Genomic DNA, 19851 nt, shown 5'->3' with positions numbered 1-19851 from the left:
TTACTTAAAAAATGATTGAATACAGAAATGTAAAGAAGTATTATGGTGATAAGGAGATTATCCGGGATGTGAGCTTTACCGTTTCAAAGGGAGAGTTTGTCGTGATCATCGGCCCCTCCGGCTGCGGCAAAACCACAACGGTCAAAATGCTGAACCGGCTGATCGACGCCTCAGAGGGAGAAATTCTCATTGACGGTGTCAATAACAAAGATATCGATCTGATCAAGCTTCGTACCTCCATTGGATATGTGATCCAGCAGATCGGCCTTTTTCCCAACATGACCGTGGAAGAAAATATTTCCGTGGTACCAAAGATCATGAAATGGGATAAAGAAAAAACATTAAATCGTGTAAAAGAGCTTTTGGATATGGTCAATATGCCGTATAATGAATATGGAAAGAAATATCCGAAGCAGCTTTCCGGCGGTCAGCAGCAGCGTATCGGTGTACTCAGAGCGCTGGCAGTGAATCCGCCCATTATCATCATGGATGAGCCTTTTGGCGCGCTGGATCCCATTACCAGGGAGATTCTGCAGTCGGAAGTGAAAAAGATCCAGAAGGAACTGAACATTACGGTTCTGTTCATTACTCATGACATGCATGAAGCCATGAAGCTGGCTGACCGGATCATTTTCATGAGCGGCGGAGAAATTCTGCAGCAGGCTTCTCCCAAGGAAATGTTTCTCCATCCGGCCAATGAGGAGATCTCCCGGTTTATGAGTCTTCAGGAGGTCAGCCTTAAGGAAAATGAGATCACTGCGGCAGATCTGATGCAGAGTCTTTCGTCTCCTGTCTGTGCAGAGGGAGCGGTCGTTGTCCCCGCAGAGGAAACGCTGGAGAATATGGGAAGACAGTATGATCTGTCCAGCCAGAATAAGCTTTATGTGAAGGATGAAGAGGGGCAGATCGTCGGAATCATTACAGTCGAAAGTATGATTCGTCATTTTACAAAGCAGGTGTAGTATGCAGGAATTTATTGATAAATATGGACACAAGCTTTTAATTGCCATAGGAGAGCATATTTTCTATGTGCTGGTGTCTGTGGGAATCGCAGTGGTCCTCGCCCTTTTTCTGGCGGCAGTGCTTTCCAGATTTCGCAGGGCAGCGCGGTTTGTGATGCCGCTCATCAGTGTATTTCAGACGGTTCCGGGCATCGTGTTTATCGGACTTCTGATGCTGAAGCTGGGAATGACTGCCATAACGGTGATTCTTGCTCTCAGTATTTATGCGGTATTCCCAATCTTGAAAAATGCCTATCAGGGGTTCGTGGACATTGACAGGAGCTATCTTGAGGTCGCACGGGGCTGTGGGATGAATAAGAAACAGATCTTTTTCCGGGTCGAGGTGCCGATGGCAATGCCTGCCATCTTTTCCGGCATCCGGATGTCTCTGATCTATACGGTGAGCTGGGCGATTCTTGCCGCCATGATCGGTCAGGGAGGACTGGGAGAGTTCATTTATAGAGGAATTGACGCAAATGTGAAAGAATATATTGTCATCGGCTCCATACCGATTGCCATTCTGGCAATTCTGTTTCGGCTGCTGATCGACAAACTGGAAAAGATGGTTGTTTCGAAAGGGTTGCAAAAGGATTAAATATGACTTTGGGAATGGTTTTTGAGCATTTATATCTGGTGATTGTTTCATGTGTTTTGGTCGTTGTCATCGGAGTTCCGATGGGAATTTTTACTTATTTTCATCCCAGGTGGGGGAAGGTTCTTCTGACGGCTGTGGATCTCATACAGACCATACCGGTTCTCGCCATCATGGGCCTTCTTATGGCTGCCTTCGGGGCCAATTCCGTGACAACGATTATTGCCATGGTACTGTATCTGCTGCTTCCCATTGTGAGAAATACCAATACGGGGTTAAACAGTGTAAGCCCTGTGCTGAAGGAAACGGCAGACGCCATGGGTATGAACCGGTTTCAGCGGCTTTTTGAGGTGGAATTTCCCCTTGCCTTTCCCTTTATTCTGACGGGGATCCGCATCGCCGTGGTGACGGCAGTGGGGGTTGCCGTGTTCGGTACCTTCGTCGGAGGCGGAGGGCTGGGAAGCATTCTGTATCGGGGAATCCGGATCCAGAATTTTGAGCTGATCATGAAGGGAACAGTCACCTTGATGCTGATGTCGGTGTTCTTTGATTATTTATTGGGCTTCATCGAAAAGAGACAGGGAGGTTCTTATGAAAAAATGGAAGAGTAGTACAATTATTTTTATGATTTGTGTGCTGGCACTTTCCGGCCTGTGCGGATGCGGTTCAAAAAAGGAAAACACGGTTACGGTCATCGACGGGGATTTCGCGGAAATGAAGCTTTTTACCCAGGTGGCCAGGATCATGATCGAAGAGAAAACCGAGCTGTCTGTGAAGGTTCAGGATTCCATGGCCAGCAGTCTGGCGTTCGAGCAGATCAAAAGCGGAAAAATGGACATTTATATGTCCTATGACGGGTCTCTTCTGACGGCGTACCTTGGAAAGGATCCATCCGAGGTTCCGGCGGGAACGTCTCTTTACGATTACGCCAATGAACTGGGAAAGACAGAGGCCAATGTGATGCTGACACCGAAGCTGGGCGGACAGAATACCTATGTGGTCGCAGTCAGCCAGGAGACGGCAGCAAAGTATCAGCTTTCAAAGGTGAGTGATCTGACAGCCTGCGCTTCGTCTTTAACCTTTGCTGCGGAGCATGAATTCTTTGACGAGGGCTCCAAGCACTTTGATTCCTTTGTGGATTTTTACGGAATCAGTTTTAAAGAAAGCAATACCATCGACCGTGGTCTTAAATATGCCGGGATGGATTCCAAAAACATGGATGTCACCATCGTTTATTCGACAGACGGGCTCAACAAGAAATTCAATCTTGTAACTCTGGAGGATGACAAAAAATTCTTCCCCGAATACAACGGAGCTTATCTGGTGAGGGCAGATCTCTATAAGGATCATCCCGAGCTGGAGGAGGTATTTGCTTCCCTGGCAGGTGTCTTTACCGATGAAGTCTGCACGGAACTCAATTATAAGATCGATGTGGAGAATCAGGATCCCTATGATGTGGCCCATGAGTTTTTGAAGGAAAAGGGATTTCTGTGATTTTGAATTTTTATGCAGGGTACGGTGTAACTAAAAAATGGTTACACCGTATCTTTTTTCATTTGCCGTGAAAATCAGCGCTATTGCCGCATAGTTTCCGGTTCTTCTGCAGATACTGTTGCAGAACGATGCTGTAAGAAGCAGAGGGACGAAATGTGCGGAAGGGAGACTGACATGAATATGGGTGGCAGCAGGGGCGCGGTTATATCCACCAGCGCAGCAGAGAACATGGAGCGGTTTCACAAGATTCTGAGGGTGGATAAAAATTTTGACGTGGTATACCGGAGCATGAAAATCGGCGGGCGTCAGGCCTGCTTTTATTTTATTGACGGCTTTGTAAAGGATGAGGTACTGCAGAGGATCATTCAGTTTCTGTGTGATCTGGGAGAGGAGAATTTTCCAAAAGAAGCCCATGAATTCTCCAAAAAATGCCTGCCATACGGAGAAATCGGGATCCTGAGAGAGGAGGGTGAGATCGTTACCCAGATTCTCATGGGGATCACCTGCTTTTTTATTGACGGTTATGATGCGGCACTGACCATTGACTGCCGTCATTATCCGGCCAGAAGTGTGGAGGAGCCGGGAAAGGAGAAGGTGCTCCGCGGCTCCAGGGACGGTTTCGTGGAGACACTGATCTTTAATACGGCCATGATCCGGCGCAGGATCCGGAATCCGGAGCTGACGGTGGAAATTACCCAGGCCGGTAAAAGCTCGAGGACCGACATTGCCATCTGTTATATGGAAAGCCGTGTGGATAAAGAGCTGTTAAACAAAATAAAAACACGGATCGAAAACATTCAGGTGGATGCACTGACCATGAATCAGGAAAGCCTTGCAGAATGTATTTATCCTTACAAATGGTATAATCCTTTTCCGAAATTTAAATATTCGGAACGGCCGGATACGGCGGCGGCGCAGCTTCTGGAGGGGAATCTTGTGATCCTGGTGGATACTTCTCCGGCAGCTATGATTCTGCCTTCCTCCGTGTTTGATATCATTGAGGAGGCCGATGATTTCTACTTTCCGCCCCTCACCGGCACATACCTCAGGCTTTCCCGTGTAACCATTGCCCTGTTAGGAGTGATCGTGACCCCCATCTGGCTTTTGCTGATGCAAAATCCCCGGTGGATACCGGAAAGCTTACAGTTTATTGTGATTCAGGACGCAGTGAATATTCCTCTGATCTGGCAGCTTCTTATTCTGGAATTTTCCATAGACGGTCTGAGGCTTGCGGCGCTCAATACACCCAGCATGCTGACAACGCCTCTGAGTGTCATTGCGGCGCTGGTGGTGGGAGAATTTGCGGCCAATTCGGGCTGGTTCAATTCGGAGACCATGCTCTATATGGCGTTTGTGGCCCTGTCCAATTATACTCAGTCCAGCTTTGAGCTTGGTTACGCTCTTAAATTTATGAGGCTTCAGCTTCTGATCCTGACGGCTCTTTTCAATTTGTGGGGATTTGTGGCCGGAATGACTGTATTTGTGCTGGCCATTGTCACCAATAAGACCATTGCAGGGAAAAGTTATATATATCCGATCCTTCCTTTCAGCCTGAAGGAGTTTAAACGGAGATTTTTCCGGACAAGACTGAGACCGGAGGAGAAGCAGTAAGAAATGACGGGAGGGGGAATAACCCCTTCCGGTATGTTTGGAAAAAAGGACTTCCTAATTATAGTGAAATTGTGTATAATGTGGATAGGTTTATGACTTTTTAAGCTTCCGTTGGTAATAAAAAGGGTGGTGACAGGTATGGCATATGAAATGTTGAAGCAGATGATTACGGAAAGCAGCCGGATTATGGTGTTCAGCGGCATGGGCCTTGTCAGAGAGTCGGGTGCGGCGTATTTTCGGGATGAGCCCTACGCCTACCAGATTGAAGCAAAGTATGGCCTTTCACCGGAAGAGTTTTTAAGCGCAGCCTTTTACAACAGCCGTCCGGGATCCTTTTACAGATTCTATAAGGATGAGATCCTGTCCAAGCGCAGCGATATTAAACCAAATGAGGCCCATTATGCGCTGGCAAGACTGGAAAAACAGAAAAAAGCGGAGGGCGGAAGGGTCACGGTCGCTACCAGAAGCCTTTGCAGTCTTCATCAGAAGGCAGGCTCGGAAAATGTGATCGAGCTTCACGGAAACATTTTCAATAATTACTGCACGAGGTGCGGAAAACAGTTTTCACCGGACTATATTCTGGAGAGCCATGGGATTCCCCATTGTGACCGGTGTCAGAGTGCAATCCGTCCGGGAATTCTGCTGGCTGGGGAGATGCTGGACAACGGTATTATCACCAGGGTAGCAAACGAAACAGAGAAGGCGGACCTTCTGCTTGTGGTGGGGACGCATCTGGACGCCTATATGACAAAGAGGTTCCGCCAGTATTATACCGGAAACAGGATGATTCTAATTACCGATGAGACTCATCCGACGGATAAGGAAGCGGATATGGTGATCTATGAAAAGGTTTCTGAAGTGCTGCCGAGAGTCATTGCGTGACGGAAAGAAAACAGCAGCAATTAATTGAATACATACAGAAAGAAGGACTTTAGTATCATGGGAAAAGTAAGAACAAGATTTGCACCCAGCCCCACAGGCAGGATGCACGTGGGAAATCTGCGGACGGCGCTGTATGCGTATCTCATCGCCAAGCATGAGGGCGGAGATTTTCTGCTCCGGATCGAGGACACGGACCAGGAACGGTTTGTGGAGGGAGCTCTGGAGATCATTTACAGGACTCTCGAAAAGACAGGGCTTGTCCATGACGAGGGGCCGGATAAGGACGGCGGCTGCGGACCTTATGTGCAGAGCGAGAGACAGGCGGCAGGTCTTTATCTGAAATATGCCAAAGAGCTTATAGACAAAGGGGAAGCTTATTACTGCTTCTGCGACAAGGAGCGTCTTGACTCCCTGAAGCAGGAGGTCGCCGGGAAGGAGATCGTCGTTTACGACAAGCATTGCCTCCATCTTTCCAAAGAGGAGATCGAGGAGAAGCTGGCGGCGGGGGTTCCCTATGTGATCCGTCAAAACAATCCCACGGAGGGGACGACCACCTTTTCCGATGAGATCTATGGAGACATTACCGTTGACAATGCAGAGCTGGATGATATGATCCTGATCAAGTCTGACGGTTATCCCACCTATAATTTTGCAAATGTGGTGGACGACCATCTGATGGGGATCACCCATGTGGTGAGGGGAAATGAATATCTGTCCTCCTCACCGAAATATACCAGGCTTTATCAGGCCTTTGGATGGGAGGAGCCGGTATACGTCCATTGCCCTCTCATCACCGATGAGACTCACAAGAAGCTCAGCAAGAGAAGCGGTCATTCCTCCTTTGAGGATCTCATTGACCAGGGCTTTGTAACAGAGGCAGTGGTCAATTATGTGGCTCTTCTGGGCTGGTGCCCGGAGGATAACCGGGAGATCTTTTCCTTAAAGGAGCTGGTGGAAGCCTTTGATTACAGACATATGAGCAAATCCCCGGCGGTGTTTGATATTCAGAAGCTTCGCTGGATGAACGGGGAATACATGAAGGCCATGGATCCGGATGCTTTTTATAAGCTGGCGGAGCCCTACCTCAAAGAAGTGCTTCACAGGGACCTTGACCTCAGAAAGATTGCAGCCATGGTTCAGACAAGAATCGAGGTGTTTCCCGATATTGCCGGGCTGGTGGATTTCTTTGAGGAGCTTCCCGAATATGATATATCCATGTATGCCCACAAAAAGATGAAAACCAGCGAGGAGACTTCTCTGGCTGTTTTAAAGGAGCTTCTTCCGGTGCTTTCCGCCCATGAGGATTACACCAACGATTCTCTGTACGCACTTTTGCAGGGCTTTGCAAAGGAGAAGGGATACAAGAACGGTTATGTGCTCTGGCCGGTTCGGACGGCTGTGTCCGGCAGGCAGATGACACCGGCAGGGGCAACGGAGATCATGGAGCTTCTTGGTAAAGAGGAGACCCTTGCCCGTATAGAGAAAGGCATTGAGAAATTAAGCGCATGCAGCTAAATGAATTTCAGAAAATGGCAGTCAGCCATAAAGACGGCCCCGCCCTTGTGCTGGCGGGGCCTGGTTCTGGAAAGACCTTCACAGTTACCCAAAGAATCCGAAAGCTGATAGAAGAATACGGCGCAGCTCCGGAAGAGATCCTTGTGATCACCTTCACGAGAGCGGCTGCGCTGGAGATGAAAACACGGTTTGAAGCGCTTGTGGGCGGCAGAACTCTGCCGGTCACCTTCGGTACGTTTCATTCCGTGTATTTCCGTGTGTTAAAGCATGCCTATCATTATGATGCTTCCCAGATCATTGGGGAGGAGGGGCGGCTTAAGCTTCTTTCCGAGGCCCTTTCCGAGGTGGAGCTATCCATGGCTGAGGAAGGAATGGATTTTCTCCAGGAGGTTTTAAGCGAGATCAGCAGCGTAAAAAGCGACATGCTGGACCTTTCCCATTATTATTCCAGATCCTGCCCGGAAAAGACCTTCCGGCGGCTGTTCGCAGCTTATGAGGAGCGGCTGAGACGTGAAAATGTCATTGACTTCGACGATATGCTGAGCCTGTGCTATGAACTCTTTTCGGCCAGGAAGGATATTCTGGGAGCATGGCAGAAAAAATACCGGTACATTCTCTGTGATGAGTTTCAGGATATCAATCGGCTCCAGTATGAGATCTTAAAGCTTCTGGCTCTGCCGGAAAACAACCTGTTTGTGGTGGGGGATGATGATCAGGCCATTTACCGGTTCCGGGGAGCAAGGCCGGAGCTGATGTTGGGCTTTGAAAAGGAATACCCGGCGGCAAAACGATATCTGCTGTCGGTCAATTACCGCTGTCAGGATAAGATCATAGGAGCTGCGGAAAATCTGATCTCCCATAACCGGATCCGTTTTAAAAAGAAAATATCCGGAACAGGAAAAACGGGCACTCCGGTGGTACTGGGAAGCTTCCCTTCCCAGAGGGAGGAAAATGAGAGGATCCTTGCCCATATTCAGAATTATCACCGGGAAGGGATGGATTACGGGGAGATGGCGGTTCTTGTAAGGACCAACACCGGAGCAAGAGGGCTTTTAGGAAAGCTTATGGAATACAATATCCCCTTTCAGACAAAGGATTCTGTCCCAAGCCTTTACAGCCACTGGATCTGCGGGGATATCCTGGCTTACATCCGGATTTCCCTGGGAGACGCGGGACGTAACCATCTCCTTCGCATTATCAATAAGCCGTGCCGGTATATTTCAAGGACCGCCTTTTCCGGGAACGGCACATCCCTCGAGGAGCTGGAGGCAATTTATGAAGAAAAACCCTGGATCGCAGCCAGAGTCCGGGAACTTAAAGAGGATCTGCATATCATAAGCCGGAGGGCACCCTATGAGGCCATTACCCATATTCGGCGTTCCGTCGGCTATGACGACTATCTGAGATCCTATGCGAAGGAAAAAAATCTTCCGGAGACAGAGCTTTTCGAGATTCTGGAGGAGCTCCATACAGATGCGGGGGAATACAGAACCTTTGGCGAATGGTTCAGTCATATGGAACGGTATCAGGAGGAAATGAAGCGGCAGCGGGACAGGAATGCAAAGGAGCGGAAGGGGATCGTGGTCTCCACCATGCACGGAGCCAAGGGACTGGAATATCGTGCCGTATTTCTGCCGGATGTCAACGAACAGGTGATTCCTCATGAAAAGGCCGGAATGGCTGCCGATGTGGAAGAGGAACGACGTTTGTTTTATGTGGCAATGACGCGGGCAAAGGAGAAGCTTCACATTTACTCGGTGAAGGAACGCCACGGGAAACCGGCTGCTAGAAGCCGGTTTGTAGAGGAACTGAAGCAGACATTTTCAGACAGGCAATAGGAGGATTTCATTTTGGATTTTGTTTTGGATGCAGTACTTGACGGTGTGATCGATACCCTGAAGATGGTTCCGTTTCTTCTGGTAGCATTTCTTCTTCTGGAGGCATTGGAACGGTATTCGGAAACGCACAGGGACAGCGCCCTTACCAGGCTGGGAGGAGCCGGGCCGGTGGTGGGAGCCGTTTTCGGCTGTGTTCCCCAGTGCGGATTTTCTGTAGCTGCCGCCAATCTTTATGCGGGTGGTGTGATCACTCTGGGAACCCTTCTTGCGGTGTTTTTATCGACTTCCGATGAAGCGGTGCTTTTGCTTCTTGGAAATCCGGGCCAGGCGGGGAATGTGCTTCGTCTGATCGGAGTAAAGGTTCTGATCGGAACCCTGTTCGGATATGGCGTGGATTTCCTGTTCCGGAAAAGTCCCATGAAGAAAAAACGTCTGGGTGCCATCTGCGATGACTGCGGCTGTGAGGAGGAGGAGGGGATCTGGAAAGCAGCCCTCCACCATACGGTTCAGGTGTTTCTTTACCTGCTTATTTTCAATTGTCTGCTGAATCTGCTTCTGGAAGCAGTCGGCATCGAACGGCTGTCGGAGCTTTTGCTAAAGGATTCCTTTCTTCAGCCGGTGCTTGCGGCTTTTGTGGGTCTGATCCCCAATTGTGCGGCGTCGGTGGTTCTGACGGAGCTTTACCTGAGCGGCATATTAAGCTTCGGCGCAGTGATCTCCGGTCTTCTTTCCGGTGCAGGGGTGGGACTTGCAGTGCTTTTCAGGATCAATAAAAATTTCCGTGAGAATCTGAAGATCGTTGGGATTTTACTGGTCTGTGCCATTGTTCCGGGAATCATACTACAGCTATTCTGACAGACGAAAGAAACAGGATCATAGAAAGGCAGCGAAATTCTTGAGAAAAATTCAAAGCAGAAAAAATATTTGGATCGGCAGCGCTGCTGTTCTGGCACTAGTGCTTCTGGTCTTTTTCATAAAAGCATGCTTCGGGACAGGAAACGGACAGAAGGAGCCGCAGGATGCAGCAAAAGCAGTGACGGATATCTGGCCGGATGCGTATGATGCCGCACGGCCGGTGTATCTGGATGGGGCAGGGGAACGAGTGATCCGATGGAAGGAGATCCAGGTTCCCGACTGGATCGACAGGGATCTTCTTCCGGTCAATGAGTATTCGAGGCCGGGGACCTATGTGGATGATGTGAAGGGGATCGTGATCCATTATACGGCCAATCCGGGGAGTACCGCGAAGCAGAACCGGGATTATTTTGCAGGTCTGGCCGATGGTGCTTCCGGAACTTATGCCAGCAGTCATTTCATTATTGACACCGACGGTTCGATCATCCAGTGCGTTCCCATGAGCGAAGTGGCTTATGCCTCCAATGACCGGAATCACGATACGATTTCCATCGAATGCTGTCACGAAGATGAGAGCGGTAAATTTACAAAAGCCACTTATGAGTCTCTGGTGAAGCTGACGGCATGGCTTTCCGATACATATCTGATAACGACGGATGAGATTATCCGTCACTATGATGTGACGGGAAAGAACTGTCCCAAATATTTTGTGGAGCACAAAGACAAATGGCAGGAATTTCTTGTCGACGTTGAAAATGGAAGATAAGGGACTGTTTGTATATAAAAATGTACATTTCTTGACTTTTTTCCCCGGTTTGTTATAATCGGGAAGAAAGAAAACGCATTGTATCCGGTGGACCGGGAGCACGGCCACGGAACAGTAGCAGGAGGAGAAAAATGAATACATCATCAAAAACCCGCAATATGGTGCTGACTGCGGTGATTGCAGCCATCATCATCCTGATGGCCTTCGTTCCTTATGTGGGCTATATCAATCTGGTGGTGATCAAGGCCACCCTGATCCATGTACCCGTCATTATCGGATCCGTGATCCTCGGACCGAAAAAGGGCGCGTTCCTTGGATTTATCTTCGGACTGACTAGTCTTATCAACAACACCTTCAATCCCAGTCTTTTGTCCTTTGCCTTTTCGCCTTTTTATTCCGGCGGCAATTTATGGAGTATTGTGATCTGCTTCGTACCCCGGATCCTGGTAGGCGTGATTCCGTATTTTGTTTATAAAGGCTTCATGAAGCTGGGCAGAGGAAAGAAAACGATGGAATATGTGGCTCTGCCTGTGGCAGGAGTGGCAGGAGCGTTTACCAATACCCTTCTCGTCATGAATCTGATCTATTTCTGTTTTGTGGATCAGTTTGCGGCGGCAAAAGAGATCGCGGTCAGTGCAGTATATCAGGTGATTCTGGGCATTATTGTTGCGAACGGTGTTCCGGAGGCTATTGTGGCAGCGGTGCTGACCCTGGCGTTGGGAAAGGTGCTTCTGCATTTCAGCTATAACAGATAAGAAAATCTGACAGAGCTGCCCTGCAGATTCGGTGATGTCTGCAGAGCAGCTCTGTTTCAAATCAAAAAACCCGGAGGAATAAGGGCTATGAAAAGACGCGTATTGAGAGTTTTGGCTGTATTGACCGGCTGCATTCTGGCTTTTGGTTGTGGCATGGCAGTTTATGCGCAGGAGAGCATTCCTGAGGAGGAAGCGGTGAACATAGAACCGTTTGCTGCAGAACCGGAATCGTTTTGTGACGAACCTGCAGCGCTTTCCGATGAACCTGCAGCGCTTTCCGATGAACCTGCAGCGCTTTCTGATGAGCCTGTTCTGCCCGCTGTCTCCTATCAGACCCATGTCCAGAGCTATGGCTGGCAGGAGCCTGTTTCTGAAGGGAACGTGGCAGGAACCACCGGCCTGTCGAAACGGCTGGAAGCTGTTAAGATTGCGTTGAATGATTCGGATTATGAAGGAAGCATTCAGTATCAGGTCCATGTACAGAGCTATGGATGGATGGACTGGAGGTCAGACAATGCTGTGGCGGGCACGACGGGAGAGAGCAAGCGTCTGGAGGCTATCCGGATCCGCCTTTCCGGGGAGATAGCTGATGCGTATGAGGTGTATTACCGGGTCCACGTGCAGAGCTTTGGCTGGCTGGACTGGGCAAAGGACGGGGAGACGGCCGGAACAACGGGACTTTCCAAGCGCCTGGAGGCCATTGAGATCAGACTTGTGAAGAAAGGAGATCCGGCTCCCGGCGCAGTTTCAAATCCCTGTGTGATCCTTCCTTCCGTAACCTGCCAGGTTCATATGCAGAGCTATGGCTGGATGGAGCAGGTGACTGGAAAAGCAGCAGGAGTGACGGGGGAGAGCAAACGGATGGAAGCTCTGAAGCTTCTTCTTTCCGATTCCGGCCTGGATGGAGCAATTCAGTACCGTGCCCATGTCCAGAGCTATGGCTGGATGGACTGGGCTTCAGACGGGGACATGGCAGGAACAACGGGAGAGGCAAAGCGCATGGAGGCTGTCCAGATCAGACTGACGGACGGTCTTTCCAATGCATTTGACGTGTATTACCGTGTCCATGTTCAGAACTACGGTTGGCTTGGCTGGGCGAAAAACGGGGAAAAGGCCGGGACTGAGGGCCGTTCGCTCCGGATGGAGGCAATGGAAATACAGGTGGTGCCTAAGGGGACGGAAGGCTTTTCCTCCGGAACACCGGCGTTTATCGAAAAGGAAACGGTTTCCTCCGGAAATCAGAATGGAATCAATGATCCCAACGGCATTTACGGCAACGGTACAGGAGGTATCTATATTGACATCCATTCGGCGCCGTATACGACCTTTGCGTCTTATGCTTACGGACAGTACGCCTATTCTTCTGAAGGCTGCGCCTGGTTCGCGGCATCCAGGGTTCATGAGCTTACCGGTGTGGGAACGACGATCTGGAGCGGAAGAAACTGGTGGAACGGCGGACAGGGAAGATACGGTTTTTCGACGGGAACTGCCCTTCGCGGAAGAGCACTGGCCTGCTATACCAACCATGTGGCTGTTGTAGAAAAGGTAGTAGGTAATAAGGTGTATGTAAGTGAAGGCGGGTACAGTGGAAGCGGAATGGCAGCCCATGGCTGCACCATCATCCGGGAAACCACAGAATACGGAGTGACCCATGGAAGAAATGGAGTGGGAACGTTTCTGGGATATGTATATCTGCCATAAAGAAAGGGAGCTGTTAACTGCAGCTCCTTTCTCTAAGGGTTTTACAGGCCATATTTGCCCTGGTTCCATTGAATTTTTTTCTGCTTTATGGTAAAATACCCTGGAATTATCAGCATTGCTGGTTTTTGCTGTAGATGATCCAGAGCCCTTTGAGGAGAAGACCGTCATCGATGATGATCGTATGGCGGCAGTGAGGGATGATGATCTTGGAAAGGCCGCCGGTGGCGATGACAGTGGGTTCCTCGCCCAGCTCATCGGCAAACCGGTCGATCATGCCGTCCAGCATGGAGGCGCTGCCCAGAACAATGCCGCTGCGCATGCATTCGATGGTATTTTTTCCGATGGCATGTCTGGGAGATTCCAGGCTGATGTTATGGAGCTGGGAGGCCCGCTGGGCCAGAGATTCCAGGGAGACCCGCACACCGGGCATGATGGCTCCGCCGATGTAATTGTGATTTTTGTCCACACAGGTGATGGTGGTGGCGGTGCCCATGTCAATGACGAGGAAAGGTGCTTTATATTCTTTGATGCCGGCGACTGCCGTTACTACCAGGTCGCTGCCGACGGTGGCAGGATTGTCCATGACGATGTTGAGACCTGTTTTCAGGCCTGGGCCAACTAAGAGGCAGGGCTTACCTATGATCTTTTCCACCGAAAGACGGACCGTGTTGGAAATGGGCGGCACTACGGAGGAAACGATGGCTCCCTCCAGACCCCTGGGATTGATATGGTAAAGCTCCAGGATGTTTTTGAAGGTAATGGCATATTCCAGAGCAGTCTGGTTCAGATTGGTGGAAATGCGTTCAACAAAATACGTTTGCTTGGCGTCGATACAGCCAATGACAATATTGGTATTGCCGATGTCGATAGCGAGAATCATAAGGGATAAGTCCTTTCCGGCGGAGAACCGCCATATAGAGCTCTGCCGACGGCAGAACCCGCATATTCAGTGCCAAAACGGCTACGGTGCGATTATAGCATGGATCGCCGGGCGGCGCAAGTAAGGGAGAGAAACTATGTTAAAGGGAAAAACAGTGCTCCTCGGCGTTTCCGGAAGCATCGCTGCTTACAAAATTGCCAATCTGGCAAGACTTTTAAAAAAGCAGCATGCTACGGTTCATGTGCTGATGACACAGAATGCGACTAATTTTATCACGGCAACCACCTTTGAGACCCTGACAGGTACGAAGTGTCTGATTGATACCTTCGACCGGAATTTTGAATTTTCCGTGGAGCATGTGGCTTTGGCAAAGCAGGCGGATCTCGTGATGCTGGCTCCTGCCAGCGCCAATGTGATCGGCAAGATCGCTGGCGGAATCGCCGACGATATGCTGACGACTACCATTATGGCCTGCCCCTGCAAGAAGCTGATTGCACCGGCCATGAATACCAATATGTACAACAATCCCATTGTTCAGGACAATATTGCGAAGCTGAAAAGGTTTGGCTATGAGTTTGTGGATCCGGTGGTGGGGATGCTTGCCAACGGGGATACCGGAAACGGAAAAATGGCCGATGAGGAAACACTGCTTTCCTATGTATTGAAGGAACTGGCCTGCGAGAAAGATATGAAGGGGAAAAAGGTGCTGGTGACGGCAGGTCCCACCAGGGAGGCCATTGATCCGGTCCGTTACATTACCAATCACTCCACGGGGAAGATGGGTTATGCGCTGGCGAAGGCGGCCATGTACCGGGGAGCGGATGTGACGCTGGTGACAGGTCCCACCTCCATCAAAAAGCCGGATTTTGTAAAGGTGGTGGAGATCAACTCCGCGGCAGAGCTGTATCGGGCAGTATGTGAAAGAGCCCCGGAACAGGATATTATCATCAAGGCAGCTGCGGTGGCCGATTACCGGCCGGCAGTGGTGGCCGATGAAAAAGTGAAAAAATCGGACGGTGTCATGTCCATCGCCCTGGAGCGGACAGAGGATACCCTGAAGAAACTCGGTATGGAAAAGAGAGAGGGACAGTTTCTCTGCGGCTTTTCCATGGAAACAGAGCATATGGTGGAAAATTCCCGGGCAAAGCTGGAAAAGAAAAATCTGGATATGATCGTGGCCAATAACCTGAAGGTGGAGGGGGCCGGCTTTGGCACCGATACCAACGTGGTCACGATACTGACAAAGGATGGAGAGCTTTCCCTTCCAGTCATGAGCAAGGATGAGGTGGCAGGAAGGATTCTTGACGAGATCATGAGGCGGATGGAACAGAGCTCTTAACCGATCGTATGTTGCAGAAGAAATGGATGAGAAAACCGGGAGAAAGGAGGAACCATGAGACGGATCATCAAGTTTCTGACCAGCCGTATGGTGTGGGTCGCCATGGTCATCGTTCTCCAGGTAGCCTGGATCGTGGACTCGGTGCTGCTTCTTGGAAGGTATTACTGGACTGCACAGATCTTTCTGTCTCTGGTCGGCCTGGTGCTGGTGATTTATATTGTCCGTCAATGGAATAATCCAGCTTATAAGCTGGCTTGGAGTATTCTGATTCTCAGTGTTCCCATTGTGGGAACGATTCTGTATCTGTTATTTGGCAGGGGCAACGCCATTGTGACTCACCGAAGGATCCACGAGAGGATCGATCATGAGCTGCTGCCATTGATGACCCAGAAGGGAGAAATTTTCGAAGAGCTTCTTCAGGAGGATCCTGCCGTGTTCAGACAGTTCCGTTACCTCAGTGAGACGGCCGGGTTCCCCGTTGAGAGGGATGGCTTCAGTCATTATTTTTCCGATGGAGAGGAATATTTTTCTGCTCTGTGTGAGGAGCTTAAAAAGGCTGAGCGATTCATATTTCTGGAGTATTTCATCATCGAGCGGGGATATATGTGGGATACCATCCTGTCCATTCTCGAGGAGCGGGTGAAAGCAGGCGTGGAGGTCCGCCTTCTGTATGATGATGTGGGCAGTATCTGGCTGCTTCCCAGAAATTATCCGACGCTTCTCCGGGAAAAGGGAATCGCCTGCCGAAGATTTAATCCGTTTCGCCCGGTCATTTCTGCCATTTTCAACAACCGGGATCATCGGAAGATCGCGGTCATTGACGGACGTACGGCCTTTTGCGGAGGGCTCAATCTGGCTGACGAGTATATCAACCGGAAGGAACGGTTTGGCCACTGGAAGGACGGCGGCGTTGCCATAAAGGGAGAGGCCGTCTGGAATTATACGTCCATGTTTCTCGGCATGTGGAATTCCATCAGCCATACGGATTATGATTATGCAGCCTATCGGGAGACCGGGAAGGAGGCGGCCTGGAAAGGCGGATTTGTGGCTCCCTACGGAGATTCGCCCCTGGATCATGAGTGTACCGGGGAAAATGTGTATCTGAACATGATTCATAATGCAAAACAGTATGTTTACATCTATACTCCCTATCTGATCATAGACAATGAGATGATGACATCGCTCACCCTGGCAGCCAAAAGCGGTATCGATGTGAAAATCATGCTTCCCCATATTCCGGACAAGCGTCTGATCTTTATGCTGACCCGTTCTTATTATGCCCAGCTGCTTGATGCCGGTGTGAGGATCTATGAATATCTGCCGGGCTTTCTTCACACAAAGGCCTTTGTAGCGGACGGCACACTGGCGGCCATCGGCAGCATTAATCTGGATTTCAGGAGCCTGTACCTTCATTTTGAGTGCGGCGCTCTTCTTTATAAAACGGCGGCGGTGGAGGAGCTTCATGCTGATTTCATCAAAACCGTGGAGCAGGAGGCCATGGAGATCACCATGGAGTTCTGCCGGAAGCGGCCGGTTTACGAGCAGCTTCTTGTGTCGGCCATGCGGCTGTTTACCCCGTTGTTCTGACGGAAAGAAAAACATTACAGGATTCAGGAGGAAGGATACGTGGCGTTATCAGAGCTGGAAAAAATGAGAAAAGAGATAGAGAAGAGGAGGACTTTTGCGATCATTTCCCACCCGGATGCGGGTAAGACGACCCTTACGGAAAAGTTCCTTCTCTACGGGGGTGCCATCAATCTGGCCGGCTCCGTAAAGGGAAAGAAGACAGCGAAACATGCGGTTTCCGACTGGATGGAGATCGAGAAGCAGAGAGGTATTTCCGTAACCTCATCGGTACTCCAGTTCAATTACGATGGCTTCTGCATCAATATTCTGGACACACCCGGCCATCAGGATTTCTCGGAGGATACCTATCGGACGCTGATGGCGGCTGACTCGGCCGTTATGGTCATCGACGCCAGCAAGGGTGTGGAAGCCCAGACCATCAAGCTGTTCAAGGTCTGTCTGTTGAGACAGATCCCCATTTTTACCTTCATCAATAAGATGGACAGGGAGGCCAATGATCCCTTTGAACTGATGGATGAGATCGAGTCTGTTCTGGGAATCGCCACCTGCCCGGTCAACTGGCCCATCGGCTCCGGTAAGGAGTTCAAGGGCGTATATGAAAGAGACAGGCAGTGCATCACCACCTTCACGGCGGCCATGAACGGTCAGAAGGAGGTTGCTGCCAGGGAGGTAGCCTTAAACGATCCTCAGGTGAACTGGCTCATCGGAGAAGGTTTCCACAGTCAGCTTTTGGAGGATATCGAGCTTCTGGACGGTGCGGGACAGGATCTGGATATGGAGCTGGTACGACAGGGAAAGCTGTCGCCGGTGTTTTTCGGTTCCGCCCTTACCAATTTCGGTGTGGAGACCTTCTTAAAGCATTTCCTGAAGATGACGACGCCGCCTCTTCCCAGAAAGGCAGATACGGGGATCGTCGATCCCATGACAGAGGATTTCTCGGCGTTTGTGTTTAAGATCCAGGCCAATATGAATAAGGCCCACCGGGACAGGATCGCGTTTATGCGAATCTGTTCCGGAAAGTTTGAGGCCGGTATGGAGGTCAATCACGTGCAGGGCGGAAGAAAGGTAAAACTTTCCCAGCCTCAGCAGCTGATGGCCCAGGAGAGAAAGATCGTGGACGAGGCCTATGCGGGCGATATCATCGGCGTGTTTGATCCCGGACTCTTTTCGATCGGTGATACCTTTACCGCCTCCGGCAAAAAGTTTGCCTATGAGGGGATCCCCACCTTTGCACCGGAGCACTTTGCAAGGCTCAGACAGATGGATACCATGAAGCGGAAGCAGTTTTTAAAGGGGGTCAATCAGATCGCCCAGGAGGGCGCCATTCAGATCTTTCAGGAATTCAATACCGGTATGGAGGAGATCATCGTGGGCGTGGTGGGTGTCCTTCAGTTTGATGTGCTGTTATTCCGTCTGAATAATGAATACAACGTGGAGGTGAAGCTGGATCCGCTGCCCTACGAGCATATCCGCTGGATCGCCAACAAGGATGAGGTCAATGTGGAGAAGATCCAGGGTACCTCTGACATGAAGAGAGTCAAGGATCTCAAGGGAAATCCGCTGCTCCTCTTCGTCAACAGCTGGAGTGTCGGCATGGTTCTTGACAGGAATCCGGGCCTTGTTCTGGAAGAATTTTCCAGGAACTGATGGATCGTTTGATGTTTTTTCCGTAACAGGATAAAATGGAACCGGGATGGGCCCCGGCGCATAGGATAAGAATAAGAAGAGCGTGCCGGGAAACGCCTATGAGAATGAGCGATCTGAGACTGAAAGAGGTTATCAATATCTGTGACGGCAAGAGGCTTGGTTTTATCACCGATGCGTGCTTTGACTGTAAAACAGGCTGTATTCTGGAGTTTATCATACCGGGACCTGCCCATATCTGCGGATTTTTGGGACGGGATTCGGAATATGTGATTCCCTTTGGCTGTGTGGAGCAGATCGGAGAGGATTTTGTCCTCATAAAGGCAGTGACTGAGGAATGTTTGAAGAAATATAAGTGAAAATGCAGAAGAGGAGGTTCACTATGAAGTGTCCGTTTTGCAATAATGAAAATATCAGAGTCATTGATTCCAGACCGGCGGAGGACAACAATGCCATCCGCAGGCGCCGTCAGTGCGAGGCCTGCGGCAGAAGATTCACCACCTATGAGAAGATCGAGACCATTCCTCTCATGGTGGTAAAGAAGGATGAGACCAGAGAACCCTACGACCGTTCCAAGATCGAGGCCGGAGTGCTGCTGGCCTGCCATAAGCGGCCGGTATCCACCCAGGATATCAATCATCTGGTGGACGAGGTGGAGAATGAAGTGTTCAATGCGGAGAAAGAGGTGAGCACCACAAGGATCGGCAATCTCGTCATGGACAAGCTGAAGGAGCTGGATGAGGTGGCCTATGTCCGGTTTTCTTCCGTATACCGGGAGTTTAAGGATGTGAATACCTTTTTGAAGGAACTGGAAAAGCTCTACAAAGGCAGGAAATAATCATGTTATTTGATCAGTTTTATCCCGACGAGTATGTGGATTCCACCTATGGGATCGATTTTCCGGCTCTCTGGGAAATGGGGATCCGCGGTCTTCTGTTTGATATCGACAATACGCTGGTGCCTCACGGAAAGCCGGCAACGGAGGAAGCGGTCCTTCTTTTCGAACGGCTCCATGCCATCGGCTTTGAGACCTGTCTCATCTCCAACAACCAGGAGCCCAGGGTGACGCCATTTGCCGATGCTATGAAGACGAAATATATCTATAACGCCCATAAGCCTTCCGGAAAAAACTATGGAAAAGCTATGGAGCTTATGGGAACAGATGCCGGGACTACCGTATTTATCGGAGATCAGCTGTTCACCGATGTGTGGGGAGCCAGGCGGGCGGGGATTTACAGCATACTGGTAAAGCCCATACATCCAAAGGAGGAGATCCAGATCGTACTGAAACGGTATCTGGAAAGGATTGTTCTGCATTTCTACAAAAAATCCTTGAAAAAGTAACGGATATAGTATAGAATTAAACAGATGGACAAGTTGAACTTAAGGAG

General features: G+C 50.0%; 19 protein-coding genes. 18 read left to right on the top strand and 1 reads right to left on the bottom strand.

Going from position 1 to position 19851, the window contains the following annotated elements; genetic code table 11:
- The first annotated feature begins 11 nt into the window (after nt 1-11).
- The 12 genes from QJ036_RS04640 to QJ036_RS04585 all read left to right on the top strand — a co-directional run bounded on the left by QJ036_RS04640 (nt 12) and on the right by QJ036_RS04585 (nt 13010).
- The gene (locus QJ036_RS04640; protein WP_283230279.1) at nt 12-962 is read left to right on the top strand and encodes an ABC transporter ATP-binding protein; all 951 of its coding nucleotides are present in this window, start codon (nt 12-14) and stop codon (nt 960-962) included.
- Nucleotide 963: 1 nt separating this feature from the next.
- Complete coding sequence (locus tag QJ036_RS04635) at nt 964-1596, top strand: ABC transporter permease (protein WP_283230278.1); 633 nt, start codon at nt 964-966, stop codon at nt 1594-1596.
- A 14-nt stretch (nt 1597-1610) separates the two neighbouring features.
- Nucleotides 1611-2204, top strand: coding sequence for an ABC transporter permease (locus QJ036_RS04630; protein ID WP_331487481.1), 594 nt, complete (start codon nt 1611-1613; stop codon nt 2202-2204).
- Nucleotides 2185-3087 (top strand): glycine betaine ABC transporter substrate-binding protein, encoded by a 903-nt coding sequence (locus QJ036_RS04625; RefSeq protein ID WP_283230276.1) that lies wholly within the window; start codon nt 2185-2187, stop codon nt 3085-3087. Before QJ036_RS04630 ends, QJ036_RS04625 begins: the two co-directional genes overlap by 20 nt.
- Before the next feature lie 180 nt (nt 3088-3267).
- Nucleotides 3268-4698: a spore germination protein gene (locus QJ036_RS04620; protein WP_283230275.1), complete on the top strand. Its 1431-nt coding sequence runs from the start codon at nt 3268-3270 to the stop codon at nt 4696-4698.
- Nucleotides 4699-4836: 138 nt separating this feature from the next.
- Nucleotides 4837-5580 carry a Sir2 family NAD-dependent protein deacetylase gene (locus tag QJ036_RS04615; protein WP_283230274.1) on the top strand — a complete coding sequence of 248 codons (744 nt, stop codon included), beginning with the start codon at nt 4837-4839 and terminating at the stop codon, nt 5578-5580.
- A gap of 57 nt (nt 5581-5637) precedes the next feature.
- A complete protein-coding gene (gltX, locus tag QJ036_RS04610; protein ID WP_283230273.1) occupies nt 5638-7095 on the top strand; it encodes a glutamate--tRNA ligase in 1458 nt (485 codons plus the stop codon).
- A complete protein-coding gene (locus QJ036_RS04605; RefSeq protein ID WP_283230272.1) occupies nt 7086-8933 on the top strand; it encodes an ATP-dependent helicase in 1848 nt (615 codons plus the stop codon). Before gltX ends, QJ036_RS04605 begins: the two co-directional genes overlap by 10 nt.
- Before the next feature lie 12 nt (nt 8934-8945).
- Nucleotides 8946-9788, top strand: coding sequence for a putative manganese transporter (locus tag QJ036_RS04600; RefSeq protein ID WP_283230271.1), 843 nt, complete (start codon nt 8946-8948; stop codon nt 9786-9788).
- Nucleotides 9789-9828: 40 nt separating this feature from the next.
- A complete protein-coding gene (locus QJ036_RS04595; protein WP_283230270.1) occupies nt 9829-10554 on the top strand; it encodes a peptidoglycan recognition protein family protein in 726 nt (241 codons plus the stop codon).
- A gap of 131 nt (nt 10555-10685) precedes the next feature.
- Nucleotides 10686-11309 carry an ECF transporter S component gene (locus QJ036_RS04590; RefSeq protein WP_283230269.1) on the top strand — a complete coding sequence of 208 codons (624 nt, stop codon included), beginning with the start codon at nt 10686-10688 and terminating at the stop codon, nt 11307-11309.
- 87 nt (nt 11310-11396) lie between these two features.
- On the top strand, nt 11397-13010 hold the full coding sequence (locus tag QJ036_RS04585; protein WP_283230268.1) for a CHAP domain-containing protein: 1614 nt from the start codon (nt 11397-11399) through the stop codon (nt 13008-13010).
- Between the two features lie 109 nt (nt 13011-13119).
- On the opposite strand, the gene QJ036_RS04580 is transcribed toward QJ036_RS04585, so the two are convergent.
- Nucleotides 13120-13890, bottom strand: coding sequence for a type III pantothenate kinase (locus tag QJ036_RS04580; RefSeq protein WP_283230267.1), 771 nt, complete (start codon nt 13888-13890; stop codon nt 13120-13122).
- Between the two features lie 136 nt (nt 13891-14026).
- Here QJ036_RS04580 and coaBC point away from each other — a divergent pair, with 136 nt between their 5' ends.
- The 6 genes from coaBC (at nt 14027) to QJ036_RS04550 (ending at nt 19804) form a co-directional block, all read left to right on the top strand.
- Nucleotides 14027-15229 carry a bifunctional phosphopantothenoylcysteine decarboxylase/phosphopantothenate--cysteine ligase CoaBC gene (gene coaBC / locus QJ036_RS04575; RefSeq protein ID WP_283230266.1) on the top strand — a complete coding sequence of 401 codons (1203 nt, stop codon included), beginning with the start codon at nt 14027-14029 and terminating at the stop codon, nt 15227-15229.
- Between the two features lie 54 nt (nt 15230-15283).
- On the top strand, nt 15284-16816 hold the full coding sequence (gene cls / locus QJ036_RS04570) for a cardiolipin synthase (protein ID WP_283230265.1): 1533 nt from the start codon (nt 15284-15286) through the stop codon (nt 16814-16816).
- A gap of 63 nt (nt 16817-16879) precedes the next feature.
- The gene (locus QJ036_RS04565) at nt 16880-18463 is read left to right on the top strand and encodes a peptide chain release factor 3 (RefSeq protein ID WP_283230308.1); all 1584 of its coding nucleotides are present in this window, start codon (nt 16880-16882) and stop codon (nt 18461-18463) included.
- 98 nt (nt 18464-18561) lie between these two features.
- Entirely contained in the window at nt 18562-18819 is a 258-nt protein-coding gene (locus QJ036_RS04560) for a PRC-barrel domain-containing protein (RefSeq protein ID WP_283230264.1), read from the top strand.
- Between the two features lie 23 nt (nt 18820-18842).
- The gene (gene nrdR, locus QJ036_RS04555; RefSeq protein ID WP_283230263.1) at nt 18843-19298 is read left to right on the top strand and encodes a transcriptional regulator NrdR; all 456 of its coding nucleotides are present in this window, start codon (nt 18843-18845) and stop codon (nt 19296-19298) included.
- A 2-nt stretch (nt 19299-19300) separates the two neighbouring features.
- Nucleotides 19301-19804, top strand: a complete 504-nt coding sequence (locus QJ036_RS04550) for a YqeG family HAD IIIA-type phosphatase (RefSeq protein ID WP_283230262.1) — start codon at nt 19301-19303, stop codon at nt 19802-19804.
- The last annotated feature ends 47 nt before the right edge of the window (nt 19805-19851 follow it).

This window comes from Fusibacillus kribbianus, from assembly GCF_030053595.1.
Classification (GTDB): Bacteria; Bacillota; Clostridia; order Lachnospirales; family Lachnospiraceae; genus Lientehia; species Lientehia kribbiana.
This window is presented reverse-complemented; position numbering and strand designations above follow the sequence as displayed.